General features: G+C 60.1%; 12 protein-coding genes, 1 tRNA gene and 1 pseudogene. 4 read left to right on the plus strand and 10 right to left on the minus strand.

The features are described 5' to 3' along the window. From gmd to NKJ84_RS25915, 5 genes are all read right to left on the minus strand, one after another. Window positions 1-1,095, minus strand: a complete 1,095-nt coding sequence (gmd, locus tag NKJ84_RS25895) for a GDP-mannose 4,6-dehydratase (RefSeq protein WP_352508798.1) — start codon at window positions 1,093-1,095, stop codon at window positions 1-3. Window positions 1,096-1,241: 146 nt separating this feature from the next. Beyond that, window positions 1,242-2,519, minus strand: a complete 1,278-nt coding sequence (locus NKJ84_RS25900; protein ID WP_352508799.1) for a sugar transferase — start codon at window positions 2,517-2,519, stop codon at window positions 1,242-1,244. A gap of 40 nt (window positions 2,520-2,559) precedes the next feature. After that, window positions 2,560-3,879: a UDP-glucose dehydrogenase family protein gene (locus NKJ84_RS25905; RefSeq protein WP_352508800.1), complete on the minus strand. Its 1,320-nt coding sequence runs from the start codon at window positions 3,877-3,879 to the stop codon at window positions 2,560-2,562. A gap of 147 nt (window positions 3,880-4,026) precedes the next feature. Beyond that, window positions 4,027-4,617, minus strand: coding sequence for a transcription termination/antitermination protein NusG (gene nusG, locus NKJ84_RS25910; protein ID WP_352508801.1), 591 nt, complete (start codon window positions 4,615-4,617; stop codon window positions 4,027-4,029). A 452-nt stretch (window positions 4,618-5,069) separates the two neighbouring features. Then, window positions 5,070-5,660, minus strand: coding sequence for a biotin transporter BioY (locus NKJ84_RS25915; protein WP_352508802.1), 591 nt, complete (start codon window positions 5,658-5,660; stop codon window positions 5,070-5,072). A gap of 114 nt (window positions 5,661-5,774) precedes the next feature. On the opposite strand from NKJ84_RS25915, the pseudogene NKJ84_RS25920 reads away from it, so the two are divergent. Then, window positions 5,775-6,682, plus strand: a pseudogene (locus NKJ84_RS25920) (MBL fold metallo-hydrolase). 11 nt (window positions 6,683-6,693) lie between these two features. On the opposite strand, the gene NKJ84_RS25925 reads toward NKJ84_RS25920, so the two are convergent. Then, on the minus strand, window positions 6,694-7,479 hold the full coding sequence (locus NKJ84_RS25925) for a DUF1499 domain-containing protein (RefSeq protein WP_352508803.1): 786 nt from the start codon (window positions 7,477-7,479) through the stop codon (window positions 6,694-6,696). Between the two features lie 83 nt (window positions 7,480-7,562). Then, window positions 7,563-9,191 carry a fatty-acid--CoA ligase gene (locus NKJ84_RS25930; RefSeq protein ID WP_352508804.1) on the minus strand — a complete coding sequence of 543 codons (1,629 nt, stop codon included), beginning with the start codon at window positions 9,189-9,191 and terminating at the stop codon, window positions 7,563-7,565. Window positions 9,192-9,369: 178 nt separating this feature from the next. Between NKJ84_RS25930 and NKJ84_RS25935 the strand changes: the two genes are divergently transcribed. Together NKJ84_RS25935 and NKJ84_RS25940 are read left to right on the plus strand one after the other, a co-directional pair. Then, a complete protein-coding gene (locus tag NKJ84_RS25935) occupies window positions 9,370-9,756 on the plus strand; it encodes a hypothetical protein (protein ID WP_352508805.1) in 387 nt (128 codons plus the stop codon). Between the two features lie 121 nt (window positions 9,757-9,877). Then, a complete protein-coding gene (locus NKJ84_RS25940) occupies window positions 9,878-10,267 on the plus strand; it encodes a DUF427 domain-containing protein (RefSeq protein ID WP_352508806.1) in 390 nt (129 codons plus the stop codon). Here the strand turns inward: NKJ84_RS25940 and NKJ84_RS25945 are convergent, their stop codons facing one another. The 3 genes from NKJ84_RS25945 to ppdK form a co-directional block, all read right to left on the minus strand. After that, window positions 10,268-11,005, minus strand: a complete 738-nt coding sequence (locus NKJ84_RS25945; protein WP_352508807.1) for a polysaccharide deacetylase family protein — start codon at window positions 11,003-11,005, stop codon at window positions 10,268-10,270. A gap of 140 nt (window positions 11,006-11,145) precedes the next feature. Next, entirely contained in the window at window positions 11,146-12,249 is a 1,104-nt protein-coding gene (locus NKJ84_RS25950; RefSeq protein WP_352508808.1) for a glycosyltransferase family 9 protein, read from the minus strand. Between the two features lie 135 nt (window positions 12,250-12,384). Beyond that, window positions 12,385-15,063 (minus strand): pyruvate, phosphate dikinase, encoded by a 2,679-nt coding sequence (gene ppdK, locus NKJ84_RS25955; RefSeq protein ID WP_352508809.1) that lies wholly within the window; start codon window positions 15,061-15,063, stop codon window positions 12,385-12,387. 1,317 nt (window positions 15,064-16,380) lie between these two features. Between ppdK and NKJ84_RS25960 the strand changes: the two genes are divergently transcribed. Next, window positions 16,381-16,455: transfer RNA gene (locus NKJ84_RS25960), tRNA-Gln, on the plus strand. Window positions 16,456-17,321: the final 866 nt, after the last annotated feature.

The following is a 17,321-nucleotide window of genomic DNA, read 5'->3' on the forward strand; positions in this document are numbered from 1 at the left end:
TTACTGTGCCGCCACGGGAACGCGATCCTCGTCGAGGCGCCGATGTTCGGATTCCCGCCTTACCGTTTCGAGGTCGGACTGGACCATTTCCTGGATCATTGTCGCCAGCGACGTTGTTGCCTTCCACCCGAGAGCGCGCTCCGCTTTCGTAGCGTCGCCGATCAGAAGCTCAACTTCGGTCGGTCTGAAATAGCGCGGATCCACCTCGACCAGAACAGCGCCCGATTTTGCGTCGATGCCTTTTTCTTCAATGCCGGAACCGACCCATTGGATTTCGGTGCCGACTTCGTTGAACGCAAGCTCGACAAAGCGGCGGACCGAGTTCTTGACCCCAGTTGCAAGGACATAATCGTCGGGCACCTCATGCTGAAGAATTCTCCACATGCCTTCGACATAGTCGCGGGCATGGCCCCAGTCGCGTTCAGCCGACAGATTGCCGAGATAGAGTTTGTCCTGAAGGCCGAGGCTTATCGCGGCGGCCGCGCGCGTGATCTTGCGGGTGACGAACGTCTCGCCGCGCATCGGACTCTCGTGATTGAACAGGATGCCGTTGGATGCATGGATGTCGTAGGCTTCGCGGTAATTCACTGTGATCCAGTAGGCATAAATCTTTGCCGCCGCATAGGGTGACCGGGGATAGAAAGGCGTCGTCTCCCGTTGCGGGATCTCCTGCACTTTGCCGTAGAGCTCGGACGTCGATGCTTGATAGAAACGCGTCTTTTTTGTCAGGCCAAGCAGCCGGATCGCCTCGAGCAGGCGCAACGTGCCGATCGCGTCGGCATTCGCCGTGTATTCCGCGGTCTCGAAGCTCACCTGGACATGCGATTGTGCGGCGAGATTATAAATCTCGTCTGGCTGCACTTCCTGGACGATGCGGATGAGGTTGGTGGCGTCGGTCATATCGCCATAGTGCAGCGACAGCCTTACGTCCTTTTCGTGGGGATCCTGGTAGAGATTGTCGATGCGACCGGTGTTGAACGACGACGACCGCCGCTTGATACCATGGACATTGTAGCCCTTTGCCAAAAGAAGTTCCGCCAGATAGGCGCCATCCTGGCCGGTAATGCCGGTAATGAGTGCGGTTTTTCTAGTCATTGTGCTTCTCCGGGGTCGGTAAGACGATATTCTCAACGCTGATCAGCGTAGCTTTGCACATTACAAAATACCCACTTCAAAAACTGAAGATGTGAGGCTTGCGAGCGGCGGCTTGGTTACTTCGACTACCGATCTTTGTCGCACTGTCAACGTGCGCCAAAGCCCGTCAGCATGGTTCGGATGGTACGAAACACGATCAGCACGTCGAGCCAAGGGGAGAAATTCTTGATATAGTAGAAGTCGTAGTGAAGCTTTTCCAAGACATCGTCAACAGCCGCGACGTGGCCTTGGTTGACTTGCGCCCATCCGGTAATGCCAGGCCGCACGATGTGCCGGTATCGATAGAATGGCAACTCCGCCTCGTACCATTTCGAGAGCACGAGCGCTTCCGGCCGCGGACCGATCCAGCTCATCTCGCCGCGCAGGATGTTGAAGGCCTGCGGCAACTCGTCGATCCTGGATTTTCTCAAGAACTGCCCCAAACGGGTGATGCGTGCGTCGCCGGCCTTCGTAATGGCCGCTTCCTTCTCGTCGACAGCTATGTCCCTGAGCTTCATCGTTCGAAACTTGTAGACCTCATAGGGATGGCCTCTATAGCCCATTCGCTTCTGTCTAAATAGCGCCGGTCCAGGCGAATCGATCTTTACAGCGATCGCCACGAACAACAGCAATGGCGAGAAAACAACAAGCACGAATAATGCAGAGGCCCAGTCTATCGCCTGCTTTATTTTTAGGTAAGCGTGGTTTGGATTCAAAGAGCCGAGAGTGTTTTCAGAAAGATGCTCGATCTCTACCCGGCCTGTGAGCGATTCGCTGATTTGCTTGACATGATAGACCGGCGTTCCCGAGAGCGCGCGGTCGGCAATATACCGCTCCCACTCATCTGAAAGGTCGGCTCGAAGATCCGCCACCACGCCGGTCGCGTACTCGACGACCGTGTCGGGCGAATGAATCCTGTGCCAGTGAACACCTGGTATGCTCTCCAGCCTGTTGACGCCTCCGCCAGGAATTATCGCCAGCCGGTGTGCATCGAGCCGCCGCGTGGCCAAGCTCAAACCAAAATACCACAATGTCGATTGAATGAAGCTCGCCGCGGCCTGGAACCGACTGTAATCGAATCTGAAGAAGAAGATCGTCGCGAACACCAGACCGTAGGTCAGGGCGAAGGTTGGCAGGATGTACCCAGCCGCCGCAACGCCCGGGAAATTGCCGATGCGCTTATAAAAGAAATAACCTGTCGTGTGCGCGATAAGCGCCGCAAAGATCGTAACCTGCAGGTTTGGTGACCGGATTACGTCCTGATCGAACGACAGGCGGATCAGCGCTGGCAGCAGAATCGCAAAGGTCAATCCACCGAGCAGCTGAAAGCGCATCCGGAGCAGCAGATGCCGTTTGTTGGGTAAATGGATGGTGGTGGCGATCAATTTGAATCCCGCGAATCGGGCTCTCTTGAAAGTTGGACGTTCACCTGACAACATGCCGCTCTCGGCCGATGCTGGAATAAGCTATCCCTTCCCTGACGACGTCCTCGCCGCGATAGACATTTCGAAGGTCGACCATTATCGGCGTCACCATGAGTGCACGGAGCCGCTTCAGATCCAGCGATCGAAACGCATTCCACTCGGTGACGATGACGATCGCATGCGAGCCATCGGCGACTGCGTAGGCGCTTTCCCCAAATTCAATTCCCTCGATCATCTTGCGAGCCTGCTCCATGCCGACCGGATCATAGGCCTTGATCGAAGCGCCCGCGTCCTTGAGCGCTTGAATGATGGCCAATGAGGGGGCGTCGCGCATGTCGTCGGTGTTCGGCTTGAACGTCAGGCCAAGGATGCCGATGGCCTTGCCGCGCACAGAGCCGCCGCAGGCCTCGACCACCTTGCGCGCCATCGCCCGTTTGCGCTGGTCGTTTATCGAGACCGTCGTTTCAATCAGCCGCACGGGGCTTGCCGCGTCCTGCGCGGTCTTGACCAGTGCCAGCGTATCTTTCGGGAAACAGGAACCGCCATAGCCCGGCCCGGCATGAAGGAACTTTGCGCCGATGCGGTTGTCCATGCCGATGCCGCGCGCGACATCCTGCACATCGGCTCCCAACCGTTCGCAGAGATCGGCAATTTCGTTGATGAACGTGATCTTCATGGCCAGAAACGCATTACCGGCATATTTGGTAAGCTCAGCCGTACGCCGGCTCGTGTAGAAGATCGGCGCGACATTCAGCGAGAGCGGGCGGTAGATATCGCCCATGACGGCTTTGGCCCGTTCGGCATCGGTGCCGACAATGATGCGGTCGGGCCGCTTGAAGTCCTCGATCGCCGATCCTTCGCGAAGAAATTCCGGATTGGAGACCACCGCAAAATCGGCGGTGGGATTTTGCTCGCGGATGATCCGTTCCACCTCATCGCCGGTCCCGACGGGAACGGTCGATTTCGTCACCACGACCGTAAACCCCTTGAGCGCGCGACCAACTTCGGCGGCCGCGTCATAGACGAAGGACAGGTCGGCATGGCCATCGCCACGCCGTGATGGCGTGCCTACGGCAATGAAGACGACATCCGATTGAGAAACAGCATCCGCCAGATTGTCGTCGAAACGCAAGCGGCCTTGCGCGGTGTTCGTGGTGACGAGATCGTCGAGCCCTGGCTCATAGATCGGTATCTTGCCGAGTTTGAGCAGGGCAAGCTTTTCCGCATCACGATCGACGCAGCAGACCTGATGGCCAAAGTCGGCGAAGCAGGCGCCCGAGACGAGCCCTACATAGCCGGCACCAATCATTGTTATTCGCATACCGCGTATCCTCAATCAGCGCCGACGAGACGATCTCGCCAGACAGCGCCTGGTCCCACCGAAGAACGGCTACCGCACTCCCGGGTGAAACCCGAGAGCCGATCCGACAACAATTTACTTCACCTCGCCGCACCTTGATGCTGCGATTTATGCGATTGCGACGAGATCCCTGGTATCAAGATCGACAGGTATCTCGCCATTCATGATGGCAACCAGAACCCGAGCCCTTCCGGCTGGATCGAGCCGGTCAAGGCGACCGATCATTTCCACGAAAGGGCCGGAAAGGATCCGAACCGAAGCGCCGGCGGAGAGGCCGCCGCTGAAATCGAGCAGGCCATGCCTGCGGGTCAATGCAATGAAGCGCTCTACCAGACCGGAGGGGACAGGCAAAGGCCGGTCGCCCTGCATGACGAGGGAGCGCACACCGAACGTTCCATTAATCGAGCGCCAACGTTGCAACGCGACGTCAAGGGCGATGAACATGTAACCGGGGAAATAAGCCGCAACTCGTGTTTCGAGCCGTCTGGCATGACGCACGGTTTTCTCGCAGCGAGGCACAAACGGCTGGAATCCCTGGATCCGGAGATGCCGCTCGGCAACGTGCTCCTTTCCGGGAAAGACGCTGGCCGCATACCAGCGAGTTGCCGGCGCGGCGGTCGGCTCAGGCGACGGGATTGTTGCCTTGCTCGTTCTTTTTTCCGCGCTACTCACGTGTCTCCCTTCGGCGGTCGGCGGCATGATCTCAGGTCAACGGTTACGACAGTGTGTGGATACCAGCAAGCAACCAAGCCACTAGAGTCAAGGCGGTTGGGTTAAGGATTTCCTACACATTGTCCATAAATTTAGCTCTGCCTAAATAATCATCGAGCCGCTTTCTTTTTCAGCTGGCTGAGATGCTATGTCGAGCAATTTATTTCCATACGTAAGTGCGTGGTTACGCTGGTCGTGACGAATCGCCCATTGGTGGTACTTAGTCTGTCGACTTGAAGCTAATGTGACGGAAGGCGTCGCGCACAAGCCTGCCGCCAGCGACAAAGATCCTGCACGGCCACACCAAGTACGGCGAAAACCATTCGGCAGATTTTCGCGCAGAACGGGTCACCATCGAGTCATGGGGGTTCAGGCAATAACATGGCGACAGCGATGCAACGTGCAGGTCCGTTTTTGACTTAAGTTCCGCTCGACCGGCTTCACGAACGCTTCAGCAGCGACCAGACAGCCGGCACCAGGCTCGCGGCCAGCGCAACCTTGATCAGATCACCGACGATAAAGGGCACCACTCCGAACTGCCAGGATTTTTCCGGGCCGATCAACAGCGCCAGCCAGGCAAAGCCCATTGCCATCATGACGATCTCGGCCACAAGCATCGCATTGAAGAGCTTGATAGGATGGCGATCCCAGCCACGGTCGGCAGCCCAGCCGACGATCGCGGCCATGACGACGAAGCCGGCTAGATAACCGCCGGTCGAACCCATCATGTAAGCAATGCCGATGCCTTTTTCCGGCGTGCTCTGGAAGACCGGAAAGCCCATCGCGCCCTCAGCCATGTAGAGAAGCAGCGTTGCGACGCCGAGGCGCATGCCGAAGGAGGCAGCGATCAGCAAGACGGCGAGCGTCTGCATCGAGATATCGACCGGACCGAGTATGACCTTGGTCTTGGCCGACAAGACCAGCAGCAGCGTTCCGGCGATCGCCAGCAGAAGCTTTCCCGCCAGGCGGGCCGCGCCCTTTTCGGGCAAAGCGAGAGAAATGAGCGGACGCATCGTCGTTGCAATTGCCATGGTCTTCCCCGTTCCGGATTGCCGCCGAACGCGGCCTTGCGTTTTCCTATATTGGCTTCCGTGCTATGCGGCAATCGGTTTTGCCCTCGCCCCAAAAAAGGTCGTGACGTTCGCATGGCGCTGAAATTCGAAACACGCTTCGATCCGGCCTACGGCCAGGGCGTAGCCGTTGCGCCTGACGTACTTCGGATCACCGCTAGGAACCCAAGCCCGTTCACCTTTCACGGAACCAACAGCTATATCGTCGGACGCGAGACGCTGGCGGTGATCGATCCCGGACCGGATGACGAGGCACATCTTGGAACACTGCTGGAAGCGATCGGGACCAGGCCGGTCAGCCATATCTTCGTCAGCCACACGCATCGCGACCATTCGCCGCTGGCGGCGCGGCTGAAGCAGCACACTGGTGCGGCGGTTCTGGGGGAAGGCCGGCATCGTCCGGCGCGGCCGTTGCGTACCGGCGAGATAAGTCCGCTCGATGCCAGCGCGGACAACGACTTTGCTCCTGACATCGCGCTGCCGGACGATATGGTGATCGACGGCGACGGCTGGGCGATCCGGACGGTGCTGACGCCCGGCCATACCGCCAATCATGCAGCCTTCGCGCTGGAGGGAACCGGCGTCCTTTTCTCGGCCGACCACGTCATGGCGTGGGCAACCACGATCGTCGCGCCGCCGGACGGCGCGATGGCGGACTACATGACATCGCTCGACCGGCTGATCGAACGCGACGACCGGCTGCTGCTGCCCGGCCATGGCGGGCCGGTGACCGAGCCGCGCAACTTCATGCGCGGATTGAAAACGCATCGCAAAATGCGCGAACGGGCAATTCTGGAGCGGATCAACAGCGGCGATCGGGCAATCAAGGACATGGTGGAGGTGATCTATCGAGACACCGACCCGCGCCTGCATGGCGCAGCCGGCCTGTCGGTGCTTGCCCATCTGGAAGACCTGGTGGCGCGCGGCCTGGTCCACACCCATGGCGCGCGGCTATCGACGGCATCTATTCGCCAGCAAAGTAGTTCTCCCGATATCATTCCGCCGGCGCGACGCCCACCTGGCCGGCGACTTCCTGGTCGAGTTCGGCAAGGAAATCGGTGATGCGCGCTGCATTATCGCCAAGATCGTGGCGGCCGTAACGCGAGGCCGAGCGCATATCGACGATGACCGCATCGCCGTCATCGGTCACGCGGATGGCGACATCGGCGGGAAGGCCAAGCAGCCAGCTCTTGGCCAGCGCATCGACCGTCACGTCGCTTTGCCCTGCTGCGTCGGGAAATGGCGCCGTGAGCTGCCAGCCGCGCCGATCGAGCACGGTTTTGACCGCCTCCAGAACGCGATCGAAAGGCAAGGTGTAGCTGCGTCCGGTAACAAGCGGATAAGCTTCGATTTGCAAGCGCTGCTCGCCGGGTGTCGGGGGCAAAAGCTCGTTCATATCCTTTGTCCGGGTAGAAATATCCAGCACCGGCGGGTCGTCCAGATCCGTCGAGATGTCGCGCAGCGGCGGATAGGTCGCCGCCCAATAGGCCGCGACGCCGTACGGGACGAGCACCAGAAGCGCCAGCAAGGCGCCGACGGTCAGGTCTTGGCCGCCGCGATCGCCGAAATTCCACAATCGAGCAAAGGCAAACCCGGCGAACAAAAGCGCAAATGCGGCCAGCAACGCGACAATGCAAAGCACCCACAGGAATGCGGGCGTCTCGACGAGGTCATAGCGGTGACCGATGAGAGCGGTCAGCAGCAGGATCGCCGAAAACGCGCCGGCGCGCCGCGACCAACCGGCAGCCCTCGACGTTTGTCGCTCGGGAATTCCCGTCATTGTTTTCCACGCTGCCCCAACCCGAACAAAGGCATAGTGCCTTTCAGCGGCGGCTTGAAGGCGCAAAGACGCCGCATCTGCGGTCAATCCGTCGGCAGGTGATAATCCCGGAACTGCTGGCGCAAGGTAATCTTCTGGATCTTGCCGGCAGCGGTGTGCGGGATTTCGCCGACAAAGGCGACGTCGTCCGGCATCCACCACTTCGCTACCTTGCCGTCCATGAAAGCGAGGATATCCGTCTTGGTCGGCTCCCTGCCCGGCTTGCGGACGACCACGAGCAAAGGCCGCTCGCCCCATTTGGAATGCGGAATGCCGATGGCGGCGGCCTCCGCCACGTCCGGATGGCCGACCGCGAGGTTCTCGAGCTCGATGGTCGAGATCCATTCGCCGCCCGACTTGATCACGTCCTTGGCGCGGTCGGTGATCTGCATATAGCCGCCGGGATCGATGTGCGCGACGTCACCGGTATCGAACCAGCCGTCTTGATCGAACTGTTCGGATCCGATGCCGCCATAATAGGCGCGCGCGACGGCCGGCCCGCGGACCTTGAGCCGGCCGAAGGTCTTGCCGTCCCATGGCAGGTCGTTGCCGGCGTCGTCCGTCACCTTCATTTCGATGCCGAACGGTGTAAAGCCTTGTTTCTGCTGGACGCCGAGGCGGGCCCCGCCCTTCAGCCCGGCGTAATCCGGCTTCAGGGTGCACAGCGTGCCGAGCGGCGACATCTCGGTCATGCCCCAGGCATGGACGACCTGGACATCGTAATTGTCCTGGAACTTCGTCGTGATCGCGCGTGGACAGGACGCGCCGCCGATGACGACTTTCTGGAGATAGGGAAGTTTCTTGCCGGTGTCTTCCAAATGCTGGAGGAGCATCATCCACACCGTCGGCACGGCGGCGCTGAAGGTCACCTGTTCGGTGTCGAGCAGCTCGTGGAGCGAAGCGCCATCCATCTTGCAACCGGGCATGACCAGCTTGGCGCCAATCATCGGCGCGCTCTGGGCAAGGCCCCAGGCGTTGGCGTGAAACATCGGCACGACCGGCAGTATGGTATCGCGCGACGACAGGCCCATGGCATCGGGCATCGCGGCGATCATGGCGTGCAGCACGTTCGAACGATGGCTGTAGAGGACACCCTTCGGGTCGCCCGTCGTGCCCGAGGTGTAGCACATACCGGCGGCGGTGTTTTCATCGAAAGTCTTCCAGGCGAAGTTGCCGTCGGCTTGAGCAAGCCATTCTTCATAGGCAACCACATTGGGCAGCGCAGTCTCCGGCATATGCGCCGTGTCGGTCAGCACAATAACCTGCTTCAGCGACTTGACCGCGCCGGCGATCTTTTCGAGCAGCGGCAGGAAGGTCAGATCGACGAAGATCGCCTTATCCTCGGCATTGTTCATGATCCAGGTGATCTGCTCGGGAAAGAGCCGCGGGTTGAGCGTGTGATAGATCGCGCCGACACCCATGATGCCGTACCATGCCTCGACGTGGCGCGCGGTGTTCCAGGCCAGTGTTGCGATGCGGTCGCCAATTCCGAAGCCGTCACGCTCGAGCCGCTCGGCGACCTTCAGGGCGCGATGATGGATTTCGGCATATGTGCTGCGCACGATCGGCCCCTCGATCGAGCGCGACACGATCTCGCGTCTGCCGTGCTGCCTCTCGGCGTTGTCGATCAGCTTATGGCAAAGTAGCGGCCATTCCTGCATCAATCCGAGCATTTTGTTCCTCCCGTTATTTTTTGCGCCATTGTGGGACGAACCGGCGGATTGTCCAGCGGTGACCGGGCTGGAGCGGTGCATAGGGCGAAATGAGGCCAAATTCGCCACAATCCGGCCATCCTCGGCGTTAACGTTGATTAACGGGCGGGGCGCGATTGGCTAATGAAAGAGGTGTCGCATGGACGCGCAGCTCGACGACGAAGCCCTCGAAAATACGCTTGCCGAAAGTCTGGCCGATCTGGTGGCAGCAGATGTCGCGCAGGCCGATCTGGTGCCCGACGCCAAAACCGTTTCCGAAGATGAATTCGTCGAGGTCGTCGGTGGCGCCCTCGAAGCGGTCGGCGGCACGCTCTTGTTCAAGATGTGCGTCGAGAACGAGGGCGAAGGCCAGCACGTCGCCGCCGCCTGCGTCGGCGATGGCGGCAATCGCCAGTTCCTGCTGCTCACCTTGCCGACTAGCGGTGGTGCGCTGAAGGTCGAGACCACCTCGAAAAGCACCAATCCGGTGGCCGGCATTGCCGCCGCCTATGCCGGGCTGCTGGACGCCTTCCAGGCCGCCGCCTGAGTTTCGGCGAAGCGAAGAAAGAGCGGAGACTTCCCCCGCGGGCGACACCCGCCTGGTGGCAGGCAGCTCTTGCGCAAGGCTCTTGCCAGACACATCTTGGGTTGAGGCAAGGAGATCCGACATGGACCAGATCGCAAACCCGGCACCAGGCTTTCAGCGCAATCCGGGCAAGGTCATCACCGTCGAGCCTTACAAGGGCACCGTGACGGTGCGCGCCGGCGATGTCGTCATCGCCTCGTCCAGCAAGGTCAAAGTGCTGACCGAATCGCCCTACCCTCCGGTTTTCTACATTCCGTTCGGCGACATCGACTTCAAACAGCTTGGCAAGACCGAACGCTCGACCCATTGCCCCTACAAGGGCGATGCCAGCTATTGGAGCGTGCTGCCCGCCGGCGATGCAGGCAAGGATGCGATGTGGGCCTATGAGCGGCCGTTCGACGAGATGGCCGATATCCGCGATCACGGCGCGTTCTATCCGAACAAGGTGACCATCGAGGCCACGCCCGACTGATCAGTCGGTGGTGCCTTCATCGCCGATGCCATCGGCATCGTCGAGCCGCACGAAGGTGAGGCCCTTCGCCTTCAGCGCCAGAAGTCCCTGCACCACGCCTTCGCCGGCCGCATGGGTCGGCTGGTTGATATGAGCGATGATGACGTCGCCGTCCTTTGCCGCGGCAATGCGCCGGGCGGTCTCTTTTGCACCGAGCAATGAGCCGCCGTCGCCGTTGATCGAGAATCCGGCGATCTTGAAACCAAGCTTGCGGATCATCGCGATTGCCGACGGGCTGTATTCGGCGGTTGCGCCGCGAAACCATTTCGGCGCCGGTTCGCCGGTCACGGCGAGAGCGGCAGCACCCGATTCGACTTCGGCCAGCACGGCCTCCGGGCTGCCGGCACTGCGAATGCCGTAGATCTTTTGCGGCGTGTCGACGGCCGGGACGTGGCGGCCGCCATGGTTTTCCAATTCAAACAGTTCAGGATGCGCCCGCATGATCTCGACGGCGGCGGCGTTGTGTTTCAGCCAGATGCCGGTGACGAAAATGGTGGCGGGAATCTTGTTTTCCACCAGCGCCGAGAGAATCCTTGTATCGGTCCGCCCGCCGCAGGCATCGAGCGTCAGCGCGACGCGGCCGCTGCCCGCCTCGGCCTTGATGTGCAGCGTCGGTTCGACGAGCAACTGGGCGTTGCTGGGAGAGGCAGCCCACAGCGATATCGCAATGGCGCAAAAATGCTTTTGGAACAGGCGCATTGATTATTTCCAGGTCGGCCGGATCAAAGTTGAAGCGGCGACCTCAAGACCGGCATCAAGGCGGAAATCGGGACGATGCCCCTGCAAAAGCGTCGGCAGCGGCAATTTGACCGCCGGCCTGACCTTTGGCAAGCACGAGGTCACAATGCGTGCTCGACGTCCTTAACCGTACGTGAAAGGATCGCGCGCACCGCGTCGACAACCGCTTTGACCTCTAGTCGCCAGACGCAGCAAGCCTTGCTCGGATCGGGACGGCGGCACAGGTCCCTGGCTATGCACTTGCAAGGCATGGAGGGCCGCGGCGTAACACTGGCCACGCCGACAGGACCCCAGACGGCGGGGTCGGTCAGGCCGAACAGGCCGACAGCCGGCGTTCCCGCGGCGGCGGCCATGTGCATCGGGCCACTCTCGTTCCCCAGAAACAGGCGTGCCTGGCCGAGGATCGCCAGCAGCGTTGCCAGCGACAGCGCCCCGACCACGTTGACGACCGGCGAAGCGGCCTTGGCGACGATGCGCTCGGCAGATGCCTGTTCACCGGGGCCGCCGACAAGCAGGAAGTCCAACCCGGTCTGTCGCGAGAGCTCGTCGATCGCCAGCGCAAAACGTTCCGGTTGCCATTGCCGGCCCCGAAAGCTCGCTCCCGCATGAACGGCTATGAAGGCGTTACGCCGAAGATGATGCCGGTCGAGAAGCGCCAATGCCTTGGCGGTCTCCAGCGGCAGCGGCTCAATCTTTGGGACCGGCGCGCGCAACTCCAGGCCGAGTGCCTCAAGCGGCGAAAGATAGCGGTAGAGATAATGCTGACCACCAAAGCCAAACGGCTTGGCCAGGACGTTGGCGGGCTGGCGTTCCATCCAGCGCAACGGTTTTTCGGGAGGATCATATCCGACGCGGGTCTTGGCGTTGACGAGCCTGACGATGATGCGTGAGGTTTTGGAATCGGCCAGGTCGATGGTCAGGTCAAACCGGAACCGGCGCAGAGCGCGCACCATCGCGTAAAGCTCGCGACCACGCTCCAGTGGGGTGCCACGCATCCGGGCGCGCCGGAACGCCACCACGTCCGAGGCGATGCCATGAGCCGTCAGGAAATTGGCAAAGCTCGCCTCGCAAAGGAACACGATCCTGGCCTTTGGATATTCGAGGCGCAGGTTTCTGGCGAGCGCCGAGGCGAGGACAAGATCGCCGATGAATTTCGTCTGGAGGATGAGAATCGAGCGGACGTGCGTGGGCGGGTTCTGCAACATCTGTTTCTGGCACCGGGGCGGGTTCGGGGGCCAGAAACTGGGCAGAAACGATGTCGGGATTTGGAGCCGTCACGCGCACGTTCGCGTGAATTTGGTTACAAATCGGTAAGGTCAGATGCTGGTGGACTCCAACTCCTATCCGCGGCCGTTCTTTGCAACCTTCACCGCCGCCTGCGCGGCAGCTAGCCTGGCGATCGGCACGCGGTAGGGCGAGCACGACACATAGTCGAGGCCGACCTCCTCGCAGAAATGGATCGACGCTGGATCGCCGCCATGTTCGCCGCAAATGCCGAGCTTGATCTCCGGCCGCGTTGCCCTGCCTTTTTCGGCCGCCATCCGCACCAGTTCGCCGACGCCCTCGATATCGAGCGACACGAACGGATCCTGCTCGATGATGCCCTTCTGGCGATAGGTCTCCAGAAACGAGGCGGCATCGTCGCGCGAGATGCCGAAGGTGGTCTGGGTCAGATCGTTGGTGCCGAAAGAGAAGAATTCGGCCGCCTCGGCAATGACATGAGCGCGGATCGCGGCGCGCGGCAGTTCGATCATCGTGCCGGTAAGATAGGTGATCTTGACGCCGGTTTCCTCCATCACGCTCTTGGCGACGGCATCGATGCGCGCCTTGACGAATTCGAGCTCCTTCGCCAGCCCGACCAGCGGCACCATGATCTCGGGCACCACCAGTGCGCCGGCCTTCCTGCCGGCCTCCACGGCCGCCTCAAAAATGGCGCGTGCCTGCATCTCGGCGATTTCGGGATAGGAAACCGCAAGCCGGCAGCCGCGGTGGCCGAGCATCGGATTAAACTCGTGCAGCGCTTCGGTGCGCCGCCTGAGCTTGTCCGGCGATACGTTCATGGCAGCGGCGACCTCGGCCACCTCCTCCTCGGTCTTCGGCAGGAATTCGTGCAGCGGCGGATCGAGCAGGCGGATCGTCACCGGCAGGCCGGCCATGATCTCGAACAGCTCGAGGAAATCGGAGCGCTGCATCGGCAACAGCTTGGCCAGCGCCGTTCGGCGGTCCTTTTCCGTATCGGCCAGGATCATCTCGCGCATGGCAACGATGCGGTCGCCGTCGAAGAACATGTGCTCGGTGCGGCAAAGCCCGATGCCTTCGGCGCCGAAGGAGCGCGCCATGCGCGCATCGAGCGGCGTCTCGGCATTGGTGCGCACCTTCATGCGGCGCGCGCCGTCGGCCCATTCCATGATGGCGGCGAAATCGCCCGAGAGTTCCGGCTGCAGCATCGGCACGGCGCCCTTCAGCACCTGGCCGTTGCCGCCGTCGATGGTGATGATGTCGCCCTTGCGAAAGGTCGCGCCCATCGCCATCAGCGTGCCGGCCTTATAGTCGACGCGCAGCGAGCCGGCTCCTGATACGCAAGGCTTGCCCATGCCGCGCGCCACAACGGCGGCGTGGCTGGTCATGCCGCCGCGCGTCGTCAGGATGCCTTCGGCCGCATGCATGCCGTGGATGTCTTCGGGGCTGGTCTCGATGCGCACCAGGATCGCCTTGCGGCCCTGCGTCTTGGCCTCCTCGGCATCGTTCGAGGAAAACACGATCTCGCCGGTCGCAGCACCCGGGGAGGCCGGCAGGCCGACGCCGATCACATCCCGCGCAGCCTTCGGATCGATGGTCGGATGCAGCAACTGGTCGAGCGAGGCCGGATCGATGCGGGCGACGGCCTCCTCCTTCGAGATCAATCCGTCCCTGGCCATATCGACGGCAATCTTCAGCGCCGCCTTGGCGGTGCGCTTGCCGGACCTGGTCTGCAGCATCCACAATTTGCCGCGCTCGATGGTGAATTCGAGATCCTGCATGTCGCGGTAATGCTGTTCCAGGCGGTCCGAGATGCTGACGAAAGCCTGGAAGGCGTCCGGCATCAGCTTTTGCAGCGACGGCTTGTCGGAGCCGGCGGCAATGCGCGCAGCCTCGGTGATGTTCTGCGGCGTGCGGATGCCGGCAACGACATCCTCGCCCTGGGCATTGACCAGGAACTCGCCATAGAGCTGCTTTTCGCCGGTCGACGGATTGCGGGTGAAGGCGACGCCGGTGGCCGAGGTGTCGCCCATATTTCCGAAGACCATGGCCTGGACGTTGACCGCCGTGCCCCAGCTTTCGGGAATGTCGTGCAGGCGCCGGTAGGTGATGGCGCGGTTGTTCATCCAGCTGGAAAACACCGCGCCGATGGCGCCCCAGAGCTGCTCGTTCGGATCCTGCGGAAACGGTTTGCCGAGCTCCTCCTCGACCTTGGCCTTGTAGAGCGCGATCACGCCTTGCCATTCGATGGCTGTCAGCTCGGTGTCGAGCTCATGGCCGAGCCCACCCTTCTGGTCTTCGAGGATTTCCTCGAACACCTCATGGTCGAGGCCCATGACGACGTCGGAATACATCTGGATGAAACGGCGGTAACTGTCATAGGCGAACCGCGCATCGCCTGAATCGGCGGCAAGTGCCTCGACCGTCTCATCGTTGAGGCCGAGATTGAGCACGGTGTCCATCATGCCGGGCATGGAGGCGCGGGCACCGGAGCGAACCGACACCAAAAGCAGTTTCGACGGATCGCCGAAACGGCGCCCGGTCAGCCGGCCGATATGGTCGAGGGCGACCGCAACGTCCGCTTCCAGCGAAGTCGGGTACGTGTGGCCGTTGGCGTAATAGGCGTTGCAGACCTCGGTAGTGATGGTGAAGCCCGGCGGCACCGGCAGGCCCAGGCTGCACATTTCGGCCAGGTTGGCGCCCTTGCCGCCGAGCAGATTGCGATCGCCGGCACGGCCTTCCGCGGCGCCGTCGCCAAAGGTGTAGACCCACTTGGTCATGCTTGCTCCCCGGTTGCAGGAGATTGGAAATACTGACAAATCGAGCGATATGATGCTGCAGTGCGAAAGGCAAGGCATCGACAAGGGTGGCCGGCCTCTACAATCGATTAAGGAAAAGCGGGGTCGACATAACTTTTGATCAACCTCCCTTTTCGTGGAACCAAACAGGGAAAAAAGGAGACGATGGGACTGACCGCAGGTTCGGTTGTATGGAATCCCGCGACGGACGGAACGCTCGACAGGTGAAGGCTTTCCAAAGCGCAGCCTTGTCCTGGTCGTTCGCCCAATACTGGCCAACCTTTTCAGGGTTGCCGAAGGACTGGACGGAGGCTTTAGGTCAGACGTGAATATCGTCGGTCCGCTCAGCACAGCGTGGTGGTATGGCAGAGAAGGCGCGGGGATCGAGGTACACCTCACGGGCGATCGTCGCAAATCGCAAATCGTGCCAGCAAGAGGCAGTAGATGCTCAATCCGCCGCGGCCCGCAAGAAGCCACGCCTGAAGGCACCGCGGCAAGATCAAAAACGTCAAAACGAGCCCACCAATCGGTCATGCGAGGGCCCGAACGACATAATTCCCTTGGAATCGCAAAGCGTCGCAAACCCAACTTCGCCTTTTTTGCCCGAGGGTCAGTTTCCTTTCACGGAATTCGAGGTAAGATTTCGCTTTGGCCCATGCTAGATTCACGGACCGCTGTGCACACCATCTAAAAACAAGGTCCTATTTTGTTTCGTCGAGCAGTTCCTTATCTTTTGGGCGGGATCGGATTGATCCTCATCTGGGTAGTTTTGGGCATTCTCGCTGGATTGTTTGAGGTGTGGTCTTCGCAGCCGTTTTGAATGCCTTTGCGCCAGCTTGCCGGATCTATCCCGCGTCAAGCTGTGCCTTCGTCTTGTCTCGTCCCCATGCGAAACTGCCGTTATGAACCAGTGCTCGTGGAAGTGCTCACATTCAGGGAACCTGCCGTGCCTGGCAAAGAACTGCATCTCGTGGCGGCCTCGCCCAGCGTGCGTCAAGACGGTGGCTTGCCGAGCCGACGGTCATTACGGCCGCCCGCACCCTTCCTGGTAACGAGCCTAGTACTACAGATCCCAAGCGCTCGCGGCGTCTAGCGTCGACAGTTCCACTATTGCCGTGGTTCAATACGACCAGAACTTCTGCATCCGGCGGTCCTGTAGCCACGCTGCCCTCTTCGCGCTTCCGTCACCATGGGGTCGTAACCGGAGAAGTCGTCTGCTTACGACATGCCTGTCTTCGCCATTGAGCTTTCTCTCGGCTCGTCCTATAAGGCCGCGCGCAGCAGGTAAGTCTTGGCTGTTGGGGCGTCGCCAAGTGGTAAGGCATCGGTTTTTGGTACCGACATTCCCAGGTTCGAATCCTGGCGCCCCAGCCACGCACTTCGTTCACACTTACTCTCGAGCGGCGCAGAACCTGCCATTCCGGCCAAGAAACAGAATCCGAACCCGACAATCTCCCAATCTCCCTTCGGTGCTGGCAGTCTCAGTTGCCGAAAAGTTAGTAGCGAACTGGCACCTGCGATATCTGTCCACAACAAATTAGTGCCACTGGGAGAGAACGCGGTCCGGCCGGCATTCTTAGCTTACATTAGGTAGATTGGATGACTAGCCAGTGCATAAGGCCGTTTCCTTTTCCGTGATCTGGCTTTCGATCTTATTGGTTTAGGTTTTTTGCGGTTACCAGGGTATCTTATTTTTCTCACTTATTCTTAATGTATCACTACCACAACGCTTTTCAGCTGTTAGCCTCTGCCGCATGGTGGAACTTTACAATGAAAATACTTTAATAACGGTGGCGATATAGAATATACCGCGTATCACTTTGTATTTTTTTGAGAACGAGAATTTTTGAAAAAATCTATAATATCTACCAGAATATCTATGAAGATACTTAAAACTTAAACTTTATTTTTACCTGCAACTCCGATTGCCCTATAAGTATGTTTTTCGCCGTAATGTGAAAATTCCGCCACCGATCAATCATTCTATCAGAGGCTGCAGGTATGTGATTTGGCGCTAATATACACCTTCTAGTAGGCACACGTCCGCGGGGCGCTATCGAATCAAAATGAGGGATTATGGATGGCAACTCTGCACTACGCCTCGGGTGGCTCTGCCACCGAAATCGCAACCGCCGGCTTCAATCTGGCCGACGTTCAATATGTTAGCCAGGTCAACGCATTGCCGGATGGCATGAAGGGCCTGGTGTATCTGAATGAGCACGAGGGCGTAACCTCATCCT

Origin of the sequence: Mesorhizobium sp. M0048 (assembly GCF_040323405.1) — a bacterium.
Lineage (GTDB): Bacteria > Pseudomonadota > Alphaproteobacteria > Rhizobiales > Rhizobiaceae > Mesorhizobium.